Origin of the sequence: uncultured Flavobacterium sp. (assembly GCF_951805225.1) — a bacterium.
Taxonomy (GTDB): Bacteria; Bacteroidota; Bacteroidia; order Flavobacteriales; family Flavobacteriaceae; genus Flavobacterium.
Map to the genome: position 1 here is coordinate 291672 of NZ_OX638201.1, position 19586 is coordinate 311257.

General features: G+C 33.8%; 9 protein-coding genes. 1 reads left to right on the forward strand and 8 read right to left on the reverse strand.

Going from position 1 to position 19586, the window contains the following annotated elements:
* Positions 1 to 313 precede the first annotated feature (313 nt).
* The 8 genes from WN975_RS01320 to WN975_RS01355 all read right to left on the reverse strand — a co-directional run bounded on the left by WN975_RS01320 (position 314) and on the right by WN975_RS01355 (position 18156).
* A complete protein-coding gene (locus tag WN975_RS01320; RefSeq protein WP_337964859.1) occupies positions 314 to 2494 on the reverse strand; it encodes a M1 family metallopeptidase in 2181 nt (726 codons plus the stop codon).
* A 62-nt stretch (positions 2495 to 2556) separates the two neighbouring features.
* The gene (locus tag WN975_RS01325) at positions 2557 to 4119 is read right to left on the reverse strand and encodes a M60 family metallopeptidase (RefSeq protein WP_337964860.1); all 1563 of its coding nucleotides are present in this window, start codon (positions 4117 to 4119) and stop codon (positions 2557 to 2559) included.
* Between the two features lie 266 nt (positions 4120 to 4385).
* Positions 4386 to 7481, reverse strand: coding sequence for a DUF5107 domain-containing protein (locus WN975_RS01330; RefSeq protein ID WP_337964861.1), 3096 nt, complete (start codon positions 7479 to 7481; stop codon positions 4386 to 4388).
* 278 nt (positions 7482 to 7759) lie between these two features.
* Positions 7760 to 10768 carry a DUF6067 family protein gene (locus tag WN975_RS01335; RefSeq protein ID WP_337964862.1) on the reverse strand — a complete coding sequence of 1003 codons (3009 nt, stop codon included), beginning with the start codon at positions 10766 to 10768 and terminating at the stop codon, positions 7760 to 7762.
* Positions 10769 to 10811: 43 nt separating this feature from the next.
* Entirely contained in the window at positions 10812 to 11801 is a 990-nt protein-coding gene (locus WN975_RS01340; RefSeq protein WP_337964863.1) for a c-type cytochrome, read from the reverse strand.
* 201 nt (positions 11802 to 12002) lie between these two features.
* Positions 12003 to 13415: an aryl-sulfate sulfotransferase gene (locus WN975_RS01345; protein WP_337964864.1), complete on the reverse strand. Its 1413-nt coding sequence runs from the start codon at positions 13413 to 13415 to the stop codon at positions 12003 to 12005.
* 99 nt (positions 13416 to 13514) lie between these two features.
* A complete protein-coding gene (locus WN975_RS01350) occupies positions 13515 to 15026 on the reverse strand; it encodes a RagB/SusD family nutrient uptake outer membrane protein (protein ID WP_337964865.1) in 1512 nt (503 codons plus the stop codon).
* A gap of 31 nt (positions 15027 to 15057) precedes the next feature.
* A complete protein-coding gene (locus WN975_RS01355; RefSeq protein WP_337964866.1) occupies positions 15058 to 18156 on the reverse strand; it encodes a TonB-dependent receptor in 3099 nt (1032 codons plus the stop codon).
* 710 nt (positions 18157 to 18866) lie between these two features.
* Between WN975_RS01355 and WN975_RS01360 the strand changes: the two genes are divergently transcribed.
* Positions 18867 to 19511 carry a sugar-binding protein gene (locus tag WN975_RS01360; RefSeq protein ID WP_337964867.1) on the forward strand — a complete coding sequence of 215 codons (645 nt, stop codon included), beginning with the start codon at positions 18867 to 18869 and terminating at the stop codon, positions 19509 to 19511.
* The last annotated feature ends 75 nt before the right edge of the window (positions 19512 to 19586 follow it).

Consider the following 19586-nt stretch of genomic DNA (forward strand, 5'->3'; position numbering starts at 1 on the left):
CAGATCTCATAACGCAGAAAACCCGACAGGTTTTTAAAACCTGTCGGGTTTAACATTCAAAGTCCATAATTTGTGCCGTTAGGCACTAAATATTGGTAGAAAACATGGATTGGTATAAAAATTTACCGTGCCGTAGGTACGCAATATTTATCATTTTGTTGCGTACCTACGGCACGCCAACGTATTTCGGATTTACAATGACTACTACCAATATTTAGTGCCTAACGGCACTTTTCAGATCTAGAAAACCCGACAGGTTTTAAAAACCTGTCGGGTTTGGAAATAAGTGTTTTTAACTATTTATAACTGCGTTTTATTTTTGGCTGTTTAATCGTTTAATTAAAGGCGTTACATGTTTTTTAGTATCATCATCTAATGTCGATAATGCTTTGTCAGCTTCATCTGCAGAATATTTAGACAAACCAGAAATTCCGCCCGCGATTACATTATAAGATTGATTTTTAATGCTTTCCTCCATTAATCCTTTATAAGAAGCATCGCCTGTTGCTGCTAATTTTACAAGTGCAGCAGCTTTTACGGCTGTCTTTTTATCATTTTTTGCAAGGTTAAGCAAAGTCTTAATTGCTGCATCTTTGATTTGAGCATCTGATAAATCAATTGCTTTTACACTCATTACACGCAAGTCGTCTTGTTGATCATCTAAACCTGCCAAAAGGATAAGTTGTGCATCATGACTTTTCTCTTTGCCTGCAAATTTTATCGCTTCAATTCTATTATAATACGTTGGAACATTTTTGTATTGGAACAAATAATCTGATACTTTTTTGTTCTCAATTACCTGACCAACTAAAATTTTATCAGGATCAAGATCTACAAAAGTAGGTTGCGCCGGAACATCAAAACTGAAATTTTGCTCTCTTTGATCGATCAAAATGTCTTTTCTGATTTTAGTTCCGTTTACATAAAAATCTACTTTTAATGGTAAACTAAAAGTCTGTGTTGAACTTGCTTGTGTTTGTTTTACTGCAATTGTAGCTTTTCCGTCTGCATATCCGTATTCAACATTCAAAATAGGATTTCCTCCTTGATAATACCATTGGTTAAAGTATGGATTCCAGTCTTTTCCGGTAACTTCTTCCATCGCTAAACGCAATTGGTGTGTTTCTCCGGATTTGTAAGCATTTGTAGTTAAATAACGGTTTAATGATTTGTAAAACGCTTCGTCTCCCATTTGATTTTTCGCTGCATACAATATAATCGAACCTTTTGAATAGCTGATATTGTCAAACATATCTTCTTTGTCTTTGTAATAAAAACGTGCCAAAGGCGGACTTATACCATCTTTTGAAGAACGCAAACAGTTTTGTAATTTCTCATAACGAGATCTGTCTTCTGCATCTTGTCCGGCATCGTGACCGTGCCAGATTACTTCACCAAAAGTGGCAAAAGATTCGTTCATTGTTAAATTTGACCACGATTCAGCTGTAACATAATCTCCAAACCATTGGTGAAAAAGTTCGTGAGCAATTGTACTTTCCTGATTATCGTCCAGTAATTCTCTTTCTGTTTTCTGTACATATTCACCGTGCAAAGTTGCCGATGTATTTTCCATTGCGCCCGAAACGTAATCTCTGGCAACAACCTGAGCATATTTTACCCAAGGATATTCTACACCTAAAGTTTTGCCGTAAAACTTCATCATATCCGGAGTTTTTCCGAAGATTTGTTTTGCATAAGGCGCATATTTTGGCTCCAGATAATAGCTAACTTCTTTGCCGTTATAAGTGTCTTTGTAAATTTTAAAATCTCCAACAGCCATCATAAACAAATACGGAGAATGCGGTAAATCCATTTTCCAGGTGTCCGTACGAGTACCATTTTTGTTGGCTTTTTGTGCCGTCAATTTTCCGTTTGATAAAGTCACATATTTAGACTCTACGGTCATTGAAATTTCTGAAGTTGTTTTCTGATTTGGTTTGTCAATTGTTGGAAACCAAGCCGAAGAAGCTTCCGTTTCTCCTTGTGTCCAAATCTGAATTGGTTTGTCAGCTTTTCCGTCAGGATTTATAAAATATAAACCTTTAGCGTCTGTAATTGCGTTACTTCCTTTTACTTTTAATTCATCAGGTTTTGCGATATAATCGATGTAAACGACGTATTTTTCAGTGCTTTTATACTTTCTGTTCAATGTAATAAAAACCTGTTCGTTGTCATACGTATATTTCAAAGGCGTTTTTTTAGCGCCCTGAACTATAGCAATTTCTTTAAACTCCATTCCTTTCGCGTCAAGCGTAAGAGCATCAGTTTCGTAAAAATGAGGTTTTAAAGTAAGCCACGCTTTTCCGTTTAAATTGCGTTTTCCATAATCAAATGATACATCGAGTTTTGTATGCATTAAATCATGAACTTTTAATGCTGTAACTCTATAAGTCGATGCTTCGTCTTTATTTTGGTCCGTATTTTGCGCCTCAATATTCTGACAAGCCAAAGCAACTAAGCTTAAAACAGTATATTTTAGAAATCTGTTATTCATTTTTTTGTTTTTATAATAGTTGGTATAAATATATTTTAAAAATTTCAATTTTTATTCGAAAATTAATCAGTCAATGTCGTAATATCTAAAACTGGTTTAGGATAATTTTTTGATTTTATTTCTTTTTTGCAATCCGTTACCATTTTTTCGGTCATATTATAGTGATATGCTCCATAACAATCTCCGTCGAAATTGCCCACATAAAAGAATCCGTATGCATCAAAAAAATCGGTTAAATCAACTTTACTGACTTCACAAGCTGTTTTTATAAAATTAAGTTGGTAAACAGCCGGATTTTCATCAGCCTTTACTTTTAGTTTATCAAACGCGTTGGCTTGTTTTCTAAAAGCTTCAAAAAGGTCAGGATAAAAATCAGGATTTTTACCTGCTTTTTCGAAGTACAATTGCAGTTGCCAAAAAGGCACAAGAGGTTCAAAACTTCCACCGACTTTTAAATAACTTTCTTTTGTTTCGATAACTTTTTTTCTTGCAGAATCATAGTAGTTACCTTCTAAAAGACGAGATTTAATTCCTAATGATTTGATGACATACATTGTGAAAACATTATTGCTTACTTCACAAAGTCCTGCCCAACTAAAATAAGGCGTTAGTTGATGTACATGACCAGTTTCGTGGCTAAATCCCCATGCCGGATCGCCGGCAATTACTTGTGCGGGATCAAGTACCATTCCTAATGCATAACCAGATTTTCCGCCCATATAAGCGATTCCGTCTTCGTCTCTAAACATATAATAATTGTAGTTTACACGAGCCAAAATCCTATTGTTTGGGACAAGATTGTATTTAATTAATCCCATAAGTCGATGTTGGCGATGGATCAAAGTGTCATAACAATTTAGTAATTCCACGCCTTTATTGTAGGCATATTTTTTTAAATCTGCTTTAGGATAAATGGTTTGAATATACTTTCCTCGGGCATCTATCATTGGATAAACAGTGTTGTCCAGAAGTTTATTCCAATCTTCATTTTTTTGTTTTTCTGAATCAAAAAATCCATTTATTTGGGCATCAATAAAATGAATTTTAATTGCGTTTTCCTTTTTAGGTTCTTCAGAATAATAATTGATGTAAGCCAAACCACCAAAGTCTTTTACATCTATAATGTTTACGCCATTTTTTAGCGGATATGTTTTCTTTTCGATTCCCCAATTAGGATCTTTATCAGGATCCATTCCTGCAGGCGGTTGTCTGTTCCAGTTTGGAATAACTAAATCTACAGTTTTATTTTTAGCAATATTGTCTACAAGAATTATGTGTTTTCCCAAAGGCAAATAAATACCTGTAATGTTTTCATATTTGCTATAACCATCACCAATTGATAATTTTTTTCCTAAAGCTGTTGGCGATAAATAAGCGTTGTAAGTCGCTAATCTATAATTGAAATCATAATCGCTTTTAAGCATTTGCAAGGCTGCATCGTGAATTTCCTTATTTTTAATTTTATCTAATTCTTGCTGTTTTATGTTCTTTTTTAATTTCGTGGCTAAATTATCATTAAAAAAAGCTAAATCTTCTTTTATAGAAATTGAGTCTATAGAATTTTGTGCGTAACCATTACCTTTTGAAAGGAAAAATAAAATGCAAAGTAAAACAAGTTGTTTCATTCGAGTTGGTTTTTATTAGTTATAGTTAATTTGGTTTGTAATCCATTCTATATTCAACTGTTGCGTGTAATGCGTAAAAAATAATATTTAAACACATAGAAACATAGATTTTATGTTTTGAAAAAAAGTAAATCAAAAAGAAACTCGTTTCTCACACATAGTTATGTGTTTTAATGCAAGTGAAACGCCTTTCATGAGTTCTATAATCTTATGTTTCTATGTGTTAAAAATAATTACATTCAGCTAGTTGTGTATTCAGTTGCTTCTTATAATTTTTCGATGATTCTAACTTCTCCATCTTTTTCGTCAGCAGTTAAAATATCAGATGGTTTTTTAGTGTAAACTAATAATGTCCATTGCACAATTTTATTTGTGGGATATAAATTTGCCTGACTTTTTAACCACTTTTCTGCTTCATTTGCTGATGAAGTTTTCTCGATTGCCCAAGCAGAAACCAATTGATTTGCCGGTAAAAAATTCATAACCGTATTATCAATTTTCGGATTAAAAGCAGTGATTTTCTGTAAAGATTGTTTTGCTTTTTCACTATCGCCAAGACTTGTGTAACATTGATAATCCAACCAATTTTCAAGTCTTTCGTCAATATCAACATCATACGGTTTTCCTACGCCCAGATTTTCCGGAAACAGTTTTGCATCGGCAATAAATTGTAATGCTTTTTTGTATTGCTTGTTTTTCATTTCGGCTAGAGCCTGCATCAATTTTGCTTCATGATACAATTGTCTTCCCGCAGTTGCACCTTCAAACGGAAGAATTTCTAATTTGGTCAGGAAAGCATCTGCAGCAACATATTTTTTGTTGAGCAACAATATTTTTCCATACAGCATTCCCATTAAATAATTGTCTGTATGTTTTTTATAAAACGGTTCTGCAATTGCAAACGCTTTGTCATATTGTTTTTGACTGATATAATGTTCTGCCAATAATTTATGATATCTCCAACCTTGATTATCCAATTTCAAAGCTTGCTGAAGGCTTGCAATTACAACATTAGAATCGTCTTTGAACAAAGATGCTTTTGCGGCATAAAAAGCCGGATCATTTGGTTTTGAACCACATTGTATAAATAATTCTTTTGCTTTCGAAAGATTATCACGATTCCACTCAATTAAAGCCAGATGATATTTCAATTGCCATTGATCGTTTGTCGGAATTAATTTCTCCAGAATTATTGCTGTTTCTCCTCTAAAAGGAAAGCTGATTCCGGGTTGTATTTTACTTAAATCAACCGATTTTCCTTCGAGAAATGCTTTCCAATATAGGATTTCAGCACTTGGAACCGCAAGTGAAAAAACTTTTAGCGCTTCGTCCTTGCGGCCAAGATGCTGATACCAAATTCCTAATTCAAGATAGGTTTGTTCCGGCATTTCATTTTGTATAAGTGAAGTGAAATGCTGTTTTGAAGCTTCTGAATTTTCCAAAAGGAATCGTTCAAAATCTGCAAAATGATTTAACGGATCAACGGTATTTATTTTATTTAAGATTTCATTCGCTTTCGCGGAATTATTTTGCAGACGATAAAGTACTGCCAGAACTTGTAAACCTTCAAGATTGTACTGATTGTTTAGCAAACTTTTCTCGGCATATTCAATCGCTTTTGATTGATCGTTTTCACTAAAGTAAATTTTACTCAAAGCGGTATAAGCGGCGCTGCGAAATTCTACGCTTGAAGCGGCAATGTCAAAACCGTCTTTTGCATCAGTTATATTTCCTAAATGCAGATTTGCAATTCCGTAGTAATAATTGGCTGCAGGATTATAAGTGTCGATCGCTAAGGCTTTACTTGCTGAAATTACAGCTTCTTTATATTGTAATTTTCTAATTTGCAAAGAGGCTAAATCAGAAAGGGCAGGAGCGTAGTTTGGATCTTTTTTCAAACATGCATTTAGATTTTCTTCTGCTTTTACGTAATCTTTAAAACTGATATAATTTTTTCCCTGAAGATATAATCCATAAACCGAATTGTTGTCAAAATCTTTAGGAACTTCTAACGGTCGAGCCAAATTACCATCTTCGGGTGCTGAATTCCAAACTAATTTATTTTCGCCAAGCGTAAGTTTTAATTTGTTTTCATCAACTGAAATCTGAATTGAATCTTTGAATACTTGTAATGTATTTACCGAAATATCTTTAGAATAGATTTTTTTATTATTGTCAAAAACTTCTAATTTTTCGTTTAGTTTTTGAAGTGGAGAAAGATAGATTTTCAACCAGCCATTTTCGTTTTTTACATTAACAGCTCCATAATTATTGGCTTTTACAAAACCTTTTGTTTGTTTTACCGGAAACCAGTATTCTGTCCATGAATCTGTTTGATAAGGTGCAAAAGAACGCTGTTTGAAAGGAGTTAAATTGCTGCCTTCGCTGGCTTGATTGAATAATCTTCCGCTTTGAACTTCTACATATTGACCGTCAGTATCGGTTAGTAATTTTTCCCAAATCATTCCTTGTTGCGACAATCCCCAAATCCATATTTTTTTGCCGGGTTTGTCATCGTGATTTCCGTATCGTCCCATTCCAAAATCTTCGTCATGGTAATATCCTCCAAAGAAATCATCATATTTTCCAAAAACGTGATACGATTTGTAACCGCCAAAATTATTGTTTTTATAGAAAGATAAATCTTTGCCATTTTCTTTGTCGATTGGCCACGAATTATGTTCTCCGTTATGACCAATATAACTTTGTCCGGGATAAATAAATTGTAAATTTTCTGATGCTTTTATACCGGTATTCATCCAGGTATAATAAGGTTGTTCTGCATCTGTTGCGTTAAACCAAAACGAATTTGTTGTAAAATAGGCTTTGTCTTTAGGCAAATTAATGTCTAATTTCCAAGAAGTTCGAGTCAATAAATCCAAAACTCCAATAACACAGCTTACACTTCCGTCTGGTCTTGTTATCGTTGTATAATCAACAGGAGTGGCGCAATTTGGCGTATGCCCGATGATTCCGTAATTTCCTTCTACACCGCCGCTTGTCCACGGACCGCGCATGGCAATATCTCTAAATTTGATTACGTGATTGTTGTAAACAAAGTCTTTTCCGGTTGATTTTTCTATTGCCGACCAAACTTTTCCACCAATTTCAGGCAGAATCATTAGTTTGATATAATCATTTTCAAGCTCAATAACTTTCCATTCTTTCTGAATTGGTTTGTTTGTAAAACCATCAAAACGAAAATACGGATACACTTTTGTATCTGGTTTAGGAATTGGATCAGGATCTGAAAACGGATAGGTCGTGAATACTTTTTTGTATTCTTTTATTGTGGGTTTATTTTGTGCGTTGACAAACAGGCTTCCAAAAAGTAGAATTGATAAGAAAGGTTTAAGTTTCATATGAAGCTGGTTTTTTGTGGTTATTTGGTTTTGCCACAGATTAAAAAAGATTTCAATGATTAATCTGTATTAATAGTTGTATTTTTTATTAAATGTGCCGTTAGGCACTAAATGTTGGTAGAAATTAGATGTCAAATACGTTGGCGTGCCGTAGGTACGCAACAAAACGATAATTATTGCGTACCTACGGCACGCTTGATATACTCTAAACATATATTTTCTACCAACCTTTAGTGCCTAACGACACAAATGCATTATTTTAACCTTGAAGCTGATTATTACTTAACAATAAGTAACCATCCTTTTCCTTTAGGAACAGTTATTTCATCTTTTGCAGTAAAAGTCTGTGCCGGTTGAAAATTAGCAACTTCCGGAGCTGTAATTGTAGCTTTTGCAGGATTGATTCCTAGTTTTTTCCAGTCGATTGTTAGTTTTACTTTTACATCAGAATCTGCCCAGCTTGCAATCGAAATTAATGCTGAACCGTTCTTTTTGTAAACTGTTGCCAAAACTTTATCGTTGTTTGTTTTTACAGGACAGTTTTCGCTCCAATATCCAATCATTTCAGAACCTTTAATTCCAAAATTGTCCCATAATTTCCAGATTTGTCTTGGATCTGCATTATCGCTCCAAGGTAATCTGTTTGTCATTCCGTAAACCATTCCTCTCCAAGGATTTCCGCCGCTTTGTAACATTTCGCCCATTAATCCAAAAGGAATTCCGCTTACTTCTGTTAAGAAAAAGTCCGGTTGGTTTTTTTCATAATCAAAATATTCTCCAAACCAAAGTTTATTGATGTATGGAAAGTGTTCCATATATAAGTTGGCGCTATTGTTGAATCCGTCACTTTTATTGTACTGATTTGCACTGTGTAAATCGATAATTCCCGGATGACCGTCTTTTGTTAAAACTCTTTTAATACGTTTCATTGTGATTCTGTCAAAAGCAACATCATCAAGATAAATTCCGTCAATTCCAACATTTTGGGTTAACCAATTCATTCCTTCAACATAATAATTGTGCCAACGGTTCATTCCGCTGTTTACGATTGCAGCATCTTTAATTTCGGGTACAAACCAAGCTGCGATATAATCGTCTCCAAGATGTTCCTGCAACCAAGAGAATCCGCCTCCTTTTCCTGGAGAATAGATTTCGTGACCTAAACTTTTTAAAGCAAAAGTCTCATAAGCTTTGTTTGAAACTTCTCTAACTGTATTGTAAATCTTAACTTTTAATCCTTTTTCATGCGCTTCGTCGATATAACTTTTCATCTTTTTAAATTCGATAAAAGGATAATTGATATATGGATTTATAGCATTTGCATGGTGAATATTGATTACTGTTGCGCCAGTTTGAGCAATTGTATCAATTGGGCTGTATTTGTGGTAGAATTTAGTATCCCATTGAAAATCTGTGTCGATTTTATGGAAAGGTGTAATCAATAAGTTGAAGTTATAATACAAAACATCACCTTTTTTCATGCTGCGAGCTCCGCTGTACGCATTTACTAAAACTGATTTTTGGTTTGGTGTAATTGTGATTCCACCTTTGTTTTCGTTACCCCAGGAAGTTGGTAATAACAATGGTTTTTGCAAATAGAAATTCGTGTTTAATGGACGGCTGTATTTTTCGTCTCTTAGCGAAAATTGCAATCCTGAATTTACGTTTCCAATCCATGCGCCATCTTGATTTTTATGTGCTACGTCCCATTTCCAGTCGAAATTTGCCGGACGTTCTCCACCTTTTTGACCTAATCCCATCATGTATTTTGCAGATGTTGGCTGAAAAGGCAATTGAAAATTAATATCATTGAAAGTAAGATCTTCAAGCGCTGTAACTTTTACAGTATAATGTAAAAAACCGTCAAATTCAATTGAAGCATTCACATCCATTTGAACAGATTGTGATGTAGAAGTGCTTTCCCAAGCAACGGTTCCAGCTTCTTTTTTAGTGAATTTAAGTCCTGCATTTTTCCATTGTAATGATTCTTTTCCGGATGCATCCACGAAATGAAAGGCTAGGGGAGCGCTCAAAATATCATTGGCTTTTGTACCAATTGATGTCATTTCTGGCGTAAAGTAAGTTTGTATTTGTGATGGAAATCCGTTTGCACCAATACTTAATTTTCTTCCTAATAATGAGATTTCAGAATCTTTTACAACTAGCGGTGTATAAGGCGCAATAACGGTATTTTCTTGTGCTAAAGTAGAATTTAACCATTTTAGACGCGTCATTTTTTCAGGAGAATCGATTCCTCCGTTTTTAGTTACTTCGTCGCTTACTTTTATTTGAAGCGTGATTTCTTTTGATTTTCCGTCAGCAATTACAATAGCTTTTCCGGTATAATTTCCAGCTGCTGCAGTTTGGGGAACATCGATTCCGCACCACAATGCTTGGATTTTTCCTTTAGAAACAGAAACATTTGCAGTAAAAGGAGATGCATCATAACGAGTTCCGTCTGTATTGATGCAGCTTATGTCTTTTGCTTCAATTATAGCTCCGTTAGAACTGATTAAATTTGAAAAAGTAACTTTTACATTTCCTAAATCCTGTAATGCATAAATTCCTAATTGAAAAGCTAAATATTCTCCTTTTAAAGCTGTATCGGCAAATGTGCTTTGAACTCCTTTTTGAATCCATCTTTGTGGCAAATCATTTTTCATTCGGATAGAATACAATCTGTCTTCCGGAAAAACCAAGAATGAATTACCATTGTTTTTTGCAATCAAATCATTAGTTTCTGCTGCAGTTGCAATAACTTCCATTGGATAAAAACTATTGAAAGCATTCACACTTTGAATTTCTTTTACAGTACAATTATCGCCTAGATTAGCTTTAATTTTAGACAGCCATTGTGCATCTGCTTTATCTTCTGGTTTTGCATAAACTCCTTTTGGATAATTAGCGTCGCCTTCATCAATATAAGGCATGTAATACACATAATAAGTTCCTTTTCCTGAAACTGGCTCAAAGTAAATTGTGCCTTTTTCTCTGTTTATATCAGTTGTTTTTACGTTTTGAATTTCCTTTCCTGAAGCATCTTGAACAATGATCTTTTTTAGTTCCGGTTTTTCGTCTCTTCTGCGCCATTCGATCGTTGTTTTTGCAACATTATCTTTGCCTGCAAAATCGACTACAACACGGTGATTTCCTATCAAATTAGGATTCCAGCTGTCATTGCCATCTGTATATTTTATTTGTTGTGCAGCCAACGGAATACTGAAAATGCAAATACAAATGATCAATATTCTACTTAAAATTTGTCTGTTTTTTAGGTTTGGTTTCATTGTTTTTAATGTTCAGGTTTAAAAAGTATGCGTAGTTAATAAGTTAGTAAACGGCTTTCCATCCATTTTTTTTCCAATAAGCAATAATAGGTTTGTAAGGCCCGTATTTGTGTTGTTCTTCGGTAAAATTATCCTGAAAAGGACTATGTGAGTAATCAATTGGTTTGCCCATTTTGTTAGGGTAATCAAATGTTTTAGGATTTGGTCTTGTGTGTTGTGAATCATCATTTACATAAGCTGCAATATCAAGTGCTTGTGTATCTGTTAGGTATGGTTTGCCAATGGTTACTTTGTCATAAGGCATATTGCTTTTTAACCATTGTGCTTGTTTGATAACTCTGTGCATACTTGAACCTGGCTGATATCCATATTCTCCCCAAAGCGGTGGATAAGTATAACCTGATTTGTCGGCATTGTATTGTCCTTCGCCATTATTTCCGTGGCAACGGGCGCAATTTTCAATAAATAATTGTTTTCCTCTTTCCGGACTTGCCGCAACATCTGGGAATTCTATTTCTAAATTTTTGGCACCTTTATAATTTCCATCTTTAGGAACAAATTTGCTGATCCATTTAAAGTAAGATAAAAAAGCGACCATTTCTTTCCCGTCAAGCGGAAGTGGTTTCCCTGAATGTGGTCTCATAATACAGTTGTTAACACGTTCAGCAAGTGTTAAAACTTTATTTTCACGTCCGCGATATTGTGGATAATTATCGTGTGAAGCCATTAAATTGAAGGCGTAAGGTTTTGTACCAGCATCCTGATGACAATTGGTACAATTCATTTTATTGCCCAGATATTTTCCATTAATTCCGTTTGGGCCAATATAATAAGCCGTTTTTAACATCAATTCTCTTCCATAACGAACGGATTCGCCAAATTGATCGTCCGGAATTTTAGACGTATCAATTGTGATGTACGAATCATCATCGGCTGTTTTTGCTGCCAATGTTTGTGAATTTGAAGTATTGCAAGAATTGAAAACAATAACTGGCAATGCTGAAAATATACCAATAAGAATTATTTTTTTCATGTTGTAAAATTTTTAATCTATATCATTACCCTAACAAGTTTTTAATCCCGAAGCTTCGGAGCTGTTAGGTATTACTTTTCATCATTTTGTTGCGTACCTACGGCACGCTTAAATTTATTTTAACTTAGATTTTCTACCAATATTTAGTGCCTAACGGCACAATGTATATCTTGGATATTTAGTCGAAATATTTCTTTTTATTTAATTTAGAAGAAATGGTTTTAATTTTTCTTCCGGAATAAATTCTACACGATAAGGAGGAATTTCAGATTCAAGTGCCCAAAGTAAAACTCCTTTTCTATTGGTTAAAATGGTAATGTGTCTTTTTGAACAGCAACATAAAATGGTTTCTTTATCAATCATGTAGGCGCTTCCCATTCGATCATTATAAACGTCTCTTGGAAGTTTTATATGGAAATCTAACTTTACGGTTTTACCAGTTTCATCTACTTTCAAAGCAAAAACCGATGATTGTTTTACGTCTACACCATTATCAAAAAACATTAAACTTCCTTCAGAATTAATATGAGCTGCATGTGCTTGGGAGAAATTACTGTCCGGAGACATTTTCATGTTTCCATCTTTTCCTAATTTCCAGATTACTTTTCCTGTTTTTGAATCGACTTTCCAGATTTGACCGTTGTTATAAAAAGAGATTAGAAAATTTCCATCTTTGTCATAATTAAGACTGTTGGCGTGTGTCCAGTCTTTTTTGTTTTTTAAAATATTCTTGTCTTTTAAAGGATCTAAATCATCAAAAACACTCCATTTCCAGATTTTTTTTCCTTTTTTATCCAAAATTAAAATTCCGTCACTATTAATGGTATCGTTCTTTTTTCCTCCAATAGAAGTTAAATCCATTATTTTTTTATCTACTGTTATAGTGACAATTTCGTTAGCCGATTTTTTAATGATTTCATGGTGAATCGCTTGTTTTAAATCGCCTTGTCCTTTTTTAATGTGCATTAAAGTATCACCTTGAAGATTGATTTCGAGAATTTCGCTTCCGTAACTTGTTGGTTCGTCATTTTTTCCTAAAATAGAAAGTATCGTTTGATCTTTGGTAAAATGTGTTACTTTAAATCCAGTTCCTTCAACAGTGTGATACCATCTTAAATTTCCTTTATAATCAACAATATAAGCTACTCCGGGTGTTTCTCTTTTTGCCATAAGCATAAAACCACTTTTGAAGTTTTGCGGTAATAATTCCGGTTTAGGGCAATTTGCTTTGAATTGTTTTTGTAACCATTCTGGTAATTTTCTTGATTTGAATGTGTACACTTTGCTGGTATTTGTATTTTCTCCCTGAACTGTAACTAACTGATAACTATAGTTGGTTTCTGGAGTAATACTACAAAGTACTAAAGAATGCTTAAGACCATTTTTTGATATTGGAGTTTTTATTTTGTTTTTGATTCCCTTTTTATCAGACCAATATTCGGCATATACCTGAGCATCGTCCTTCGTAGTAACATCGATCTGAATCTTCAATTCGTTGTTGCTATGAGTCCCAATGTTGATATTTGTAATAACATTACCCTGATTTTGAGAACAGCTTGCCAATGCAAGAAGTGCCAAAATAAAACTCGATTTTAATACTAATTTTTTGATCATCTGAAAGGCTTCTTTTGTGAAACAGAAAAGTACTTCTTTTGTTTAAAAAATCAAGAATAGACAGACAATTTTACTGTCTATTCTTGATTGTAATTTTACTTATTGTCTGTCGGCGTTACTTAAATTAGGGTTAAGATCAACCTGACTTTGTGGATAAGTATAATATTTATTTTGTGGCATTTTGACAAGTGCAGCTTCTCCAACTCTTAAATGATAAGCATTTACAAGAACATCATATTTGCCCATTCTGATCAAATCTGCACGACGTTTTCCTTCGTAGAAAAGTTCCCATCCTCTTTCTTGCAAAATTGCATCTCTTAGCGAATTCTGATTGTAATCGCTTAAAACCAATTGTTTAGCATGCGATCTTGCTTTAACCTGATTGATAAGGCCAATAGCTTCAGTTGTTGGGCCGCTGATTTCGTTTAATGCTTCGGCTCTGCTTAATAATACATCAGCATAACGAAGGATATTTACACTATGACCATCATAATAGGTTGTAGTTTCATCATCAGCATATTTTCTTGTCGAAACGTCTGGCATATAAAATTCTCCAGCTGGTGGTTCAGCTCCTAATGAAGGTGCTTGTTTGTGCAATAAGCCATCTACGCCTACAAAATCTGGGAAGAAACATTTCTTTCTATCATCTTCGTCACCAAAAGTGTTGTAGAAATCCCAGTTTACGGTATAATATTGCCATCTGTTTTGAACAACCGGGTGATCTATTGGTCCAAAGTGGTTCAATAATTCAGTTCCGTTTGTGTTAGCATCACTCAATGAAGAGAAGATGTTTTCGCTGCACCATTTATTACTTTCTTTAAACAAACCTAAGTAAGTAGGATAAAGGCTGTATTCACCAAGACTTATTACTTGTTGTGTAAACGTTGCTACTTTTTGCCAATCGTGGCTGCGTAAGTATAATTTTGCTAATAAAGTAAGTGCAGCACCTTTTGTAGCACGACCAACATCATTAGATCCATAAATTATATTTGCTTTATAATTAACTGGTAAAACATTAGCAATTTCTGTAAGGTCTTTGATAATAAATTCATCAATTTTTTCTACAGATGTTGGTTGTGTTTGTTCCAGATATTTTGGATTTGCCAGATTATCTTCGGTCATTAAAACAACAGGTCCCCAAGAATCAGTTAAATCCATATAAGCAGATGCTCTTAAAAATTTGGCTTCAGCAATAAACTGTGCTTTTTCAGCATCTGAAATCGAAGACATCTTTCCTATATAATAAATAGCAGTATTAGCATTGGAAATTAATTTATACATGGCATTCCAATCTTCTAAAAGTAAACCATTTGTAGAACTCCATGTTCCCAAAGATAATTGTCCAGGATCTCCACCGTATTGGCAGTGACCCAAATCTGTTGCAATATCAGTTAATGCAAAATGTCGGGTTGCCCAATAAGAGAAGTTGTCTCCTACAGAAGGTCCTTTTAATCTGCCGTAAATTGAGTTAACTGCAGCAATAGCATCTGATTTTGTTTGATATCCATTCGTCGTAGTCAAAGTGCTGTATACCGTAGGATCAAGATCCTCATTGCAGGAATATTGTAGACCTGCAGCAAGTAAAAGCAATAATATTGTATATTTTTTCATTTTGATGAATTTAATGTTATTGAAAAAGCTATTAATGAATTGCTATTTTTATTCCTAGTATAAACGTTCTTGAAGCCGGGAAAGAGTTAAAATCAATTCCTCCACCAAGATTTTGCGCAGTGGCATTAGCTGTATGTCCATTTATTTCAGGGTCATTTCCAGAATAACCTGTAATTGTCAATAAATTTTGTCCTATAGCATATAATCTTATATTATCAATAAACTTCGTAGGTTTTAAGATGCTTTCCGGAATAGAATATCCGATAGATAAATTTTTCAGACGCAAATAAGACGCATCTTCAACAAATCTTGAATTTACATAACTTCCGTATGAACTTTTGTAATAACCGTCTCTAGGAATATCTGTGTTTTCGTTTGTACCGGCAACCCAGCGATTCAAAGCATCTGTACTAGTTGTAGATTCTCCAACCATTCTGGTCATATTGTAAACTGAATAATCAAGAGCGCCTTGAAAAAAGATATTCACATCAAAATTTCCGAATCTAAAATCATTATTGAAACCAACAAGGTAATGCGGTGTAGAATTTCCTAAATAAGTTCTGTCATCAGCTGTAATTTTACCATCTCCGTTTAAATCCTCATATTTAGGATCTCCAGGCTTAGATAAAGGTTGTGGAGCATAAACTTCTCCGGTTTTGATTACTCCGGCATATTTAAATCCGTATAGAACACTCATTTCTTTTCCTGGTTCTAATCTTGTAAATTCACGACCAGAAACAGTACCACTTGGATTAGAAGTATTATAACTGATTATTTTTACGTTATCAGCAAGTGAAACTACTTCTTGTTTGTTGTAAGCAACATTTAAAGAGGTTCTCCAATAGAATTTATCATTTTTGAAATTTTCACTTGTTATACCAAGTTCAATTCCTTTATTATCAATTGTACCTGAGTTAAGTGTTTGGGTATTGAATCCCCACCATCCTCCAACAGGAACATTTAAAAGTGCATCTGTTGTTCTCTTTTTGTAAACATCAACTGTAGCAGTAATTCGGTCGTTAAAGAATCCCATATCCAAACCAATATTGGCTTGAGATTGTTGTTCCCATTTTAGATCAGGATTCGATAAATTTTTTGGTTCATTACCACCTACAAAAGAGCCGTCAGAAATAGTAACATTCCAAGGAGCAAGATTAGCCATGTATAGATAATCCGGAATTCCGTCATTTCCTGTAATACCATAACTTACTCTTAGTTTTAGTTCAGAAAGAGCTTCTAAATTTTGCATAAATGCCTCTTTTGAGATTCTCCATGCAAGTGCTCCTGAAGGGAATCTACCGTATTTGTTATTTGGACCAAAACGAGAAGAACCATCTAGTCTATAAGTAAATGAAGCTAAATATCTATCGTCAAAAGAATAACTTAACCTTCCAAAATACGAAGTAAGTTTTGTTTCTGTTTTCTGAGTTTCAGGTTTCAGGTAAACAGCAGCACTTTCAAGATTGTAATAAGTTAGGATATCATTCGCAAAACCAGAACCAGAAGCTTTCATTCTTTCATAAGTATCTTTTTGGTTTGATGTTCCAATCATTGTTGTAAAAGAATGCTGCTCTTTAATATTGAATTTATAAGTTAAATATTGCTCTGTAGTCCATCTAAAATAAGTTTTATTTTCTTCAGATCCCGTACCGTTTAGCGCTGCTCCAGCAACAAGAGTTCTTGGTGTATATTTGCCCTGAATATTTTCCTGCCATTCCGCACCAGCTCCAAAATGGTATGTTAAACCTTTGATGATTTCATAATCCATAAACATGTTTCCATTTACTAATCTGTTTATAGAATGATCTGTTGGTTCCAGTAAAAGTGCCAAAGCATTATCTTTTCCTTGGTATTTGTAATAAGATCCGTCAGCATTATAAATAGGAATTGCAGGTGGCGCAGTTTGAATTGAGAACATTGGAGATAAAATATTATCGCCAAAATCACTGTTGTGACCTTCGCTTGCAGCACCATATACATTGGTTCCCACAGTTACTTTGTCAGTGAATTTTTTATCAGCTCCAATACGAACAGAATATCTTGTAAAATCAGTATTTTCTATTGCTCCGGTTTGTTTCAGATAATTTCCTGATAAGAAAAATTTAGATGTTTTATCGCTTCCGCTAAAAGTAATTGTTCTGTTTAGTACTTCTCCCGGACGAGTTGCAGCTTCAAACCAATTGGTATTCGCAATAGGAAAACTTGATGGAAAAACTGCTGGTCTTCCATTTTCAGCCGCAATTGCATTTTGAATAGAAGCGTATTGTTGTCCAGTTACTAAAGATGGTTTTTGAATTATGTTTTGAAAACCATCTGAAATCTCGCCTTCGATTTGCATTTTACCCAATTTTCCTTTTTTAGTCGTAATCATAATTACTCCATTTCCACCTCTTGAACCGTAAATTGCGGTAGAAGCAGCATCTTTAAGAATCTGGATGCTTTCGATATCATTTGGGCTAATAGATGCACCGGTTGCAGTAATAAAACCATCGACTACATATAATGGCGCATTTGAAGTTGTAATTGAGTTTCCTCCTCTAATAACAATAGTAGGATTAGTTCCAGGCGCATAGCTATTTTGCTGTACCTGAACTCCGGAAGCACGTCCTTGAAGCGCTTGTCCAACATTCGAAACAGTTCCGCCTAAGTTCAAATTGTCTTTTCCAACAGAACTTACAGAACCGGTAAGATCTTTTTTCTTAGCTTTTCCGTATCCAATTACGATTTCCTCTAATTTTTGTCCTGCCTCTTTCATGACAACTTTCAAAGGATTAGTTCCTATCGCAACTTCCTGATCTTCCATACCAATATAAGTTACGATAAGTTTCGTCGCATTGTCAGGAACTGTAATTGCAAAACTTCCATCAACATCAGTTTGAACACCTTTAGAAGTTCCTTTCACTACCACGTTTGCACCAGGTAATGGAAGTCCGTTTTGATCCGTTACATTACCTTTTACCGTTTTTTCAAAAAACAACGCAACATTATTTTTAGGTGATGTATTTATTGATGAAGCAGCAGAAGCCTGAAACGTTAAAGCTAATAAGGAAAGAATTGTGAGTTTAATTTCTTTATTGGATACATTCGAAATCCGAAAATCTCTTGGCTTTTTTTGAGTTAATAATTTCATACTAAAATTGGTTTTGGTTAATGATTAATTTGTTTTTTCTTGTTTGTAAGTTTTAGATTTCTTTTTTGATCTTAAAATTCATTTTGCCTTTTTATTTGGTTTTAAAGTGAGTTGTTTTCTTTTTAAAATAGTCGTTTCATTTTCGCTTTAATAGGGAACGATTTTGTCAACTTTTATCCCGTTTTTGAGTGGTAAAAACGCTTAAAATTTTCCTTAATTAACTTAGTTTTAAGATTAATACTTGACGAAACTATATATTATATTTTTATAAAACAAGAAAAAACATAAAAAATGTGCTCGAACACACGTAATTTATGTTCTCGAGCACATAAAATTATGCAAAACGTTTTTTTTGACATAAAATCATGTGATTTTTATAAAATATTTTGGAAATAAAAGCCCTTCTATATTTGAGGTTATTTTATGTCAAATTGTTATTTAGATGAATTATAAATGTAGTTTGTGTAAAATCTTGTGAAATTCGTAATGACGAGATTGGATTTGTAATAATTAAACAGGCTTTTCTTATGGATTTATTTAACAGAAAAATTGATTTTTGCTTATTTTATTTTATTAAAAAACAAGCTACTTTTTCATGAATTTTAAATTATATTAGTCCTTCTGAAAATGTGCTGAAATGAAGAATGCTTTTTTGCACATTTTCGATTTTTCGGAAATTAAAAAATTAACAAAATTTAAGAGTCAAAATTGTGAAAGAATATCAGGTAGTTTTAATCGATAAAAATCAAAAAAGTTCTAATGAAATTTTAGATTCTGTGCTATGGAAAAAAGCAAATTGTCTAACTGATTTTTCTTCACCATGGAAAAATAATGCTGTTTCTAAAATAGAATTCAGAGCACTTTGGGATCTTGAAAATTTCTATTTTAATTTTAGAGTTTTTGACACAGATATTTATTTCGATCAAAAAGACGATAGTTTTGATAGTATTGGAAATTCAGATAGAGTAGAACTTTTCTTTCGCGCAAATGATTCTTTAAATCCGTATTACTGTCTTGAAATGGATACTGCGGCAAGATTAATGGATTTTGAAGCAAGACCAAACAAAGATTTCGATTTTAACTGGAAATGGCCTAAAAAGGATATTGATGTAAAAGCTTCAAAAGATGAAACTTCATTTATTGTCGAAGGCCGAATTAGTATTCAATCTTTAGAAAATTTAAATCTGATTCAGAATAACATAATTGAAGCTGGAGTTTTTAGAGCAAAATTTTCTCTTGCCGAAAATCTACAATACGATGCAACCTGGACTTCTTGGGTAAATCCAAACACTGAAACGCCAAATTTTCATATCGCTTCTTCTTTCGGGAAATTTATTTTAAGCCCGCAGATTTGACGGATTGAACGGATTTTCGCGGATTTTTATAATTAAAATTAATCTCGCAAAGTCGCAAAGACGCAAAGTTTTTAT

What these genes read in the sequence shown, in the direction of transcription:
- WN975_RS01320 (WP_337964859.1), bottom strand. Translation starts at nt 2,494, where the DNA reads ATGAATAACAGATTTCTAAAATATACTGTTTTAAGCTTAGTTGCTTTG.
- WN975_RS01325 (WP_337964860.1), bottom strand. Translation starts at nt 4,119, where the DNA reads ATGAAACAACTTGTTTTACTTTGCATTTTATTTTTCCTTTCAAAAGGT.
- WN975_RS01330 (WP_337964861.1), bottom strand. Translation starts at nt 7,481, where the DNA reads ATGAAACTTAAACCTTTCTTATCAATTCTACTTTTTGGAAGCCTGTTT.
- WN975_RS01335 (WP_337964862.1), bottom strand. Translation starts at nt 10,768, where the DNA reads ATGAAACCAAACCTAAAAAACAGACAAATTTTAAGTAGAATATTGATC.
- WN975_RS01340 (WP_337964863.1), bottom strand. Translation starts at nt 11,801, where the DNA reads ATGAAAAAAATAATTCTTATTGGTATATTTTCAGCATTGCCAGTTATT.
- WN975_RS01345 (WP_337964864.1), bottom strand. Translation starts at nt 13,415, where the DNA reads ATGATCAAAAAATTAGTATTAAAATCGAGTTTTATTTTGGCACTTCTT.
- WN975_RS01350 (WP_337964865.1), bottom strand. Translation starts at nt 15,026, where the DNA reads ATGAAAAAATATACAATATTATTGCTTTTACTTGCTGCAGGTCTACAA.
- WN975_RS01355 (WP_337964866.1), bottom strand. Translation starts at nt 18,156, where the DNA reads ATGAAATTATTAACTCAAAAAAAGCCAAGAGATTTTCGGATTTCGAAT.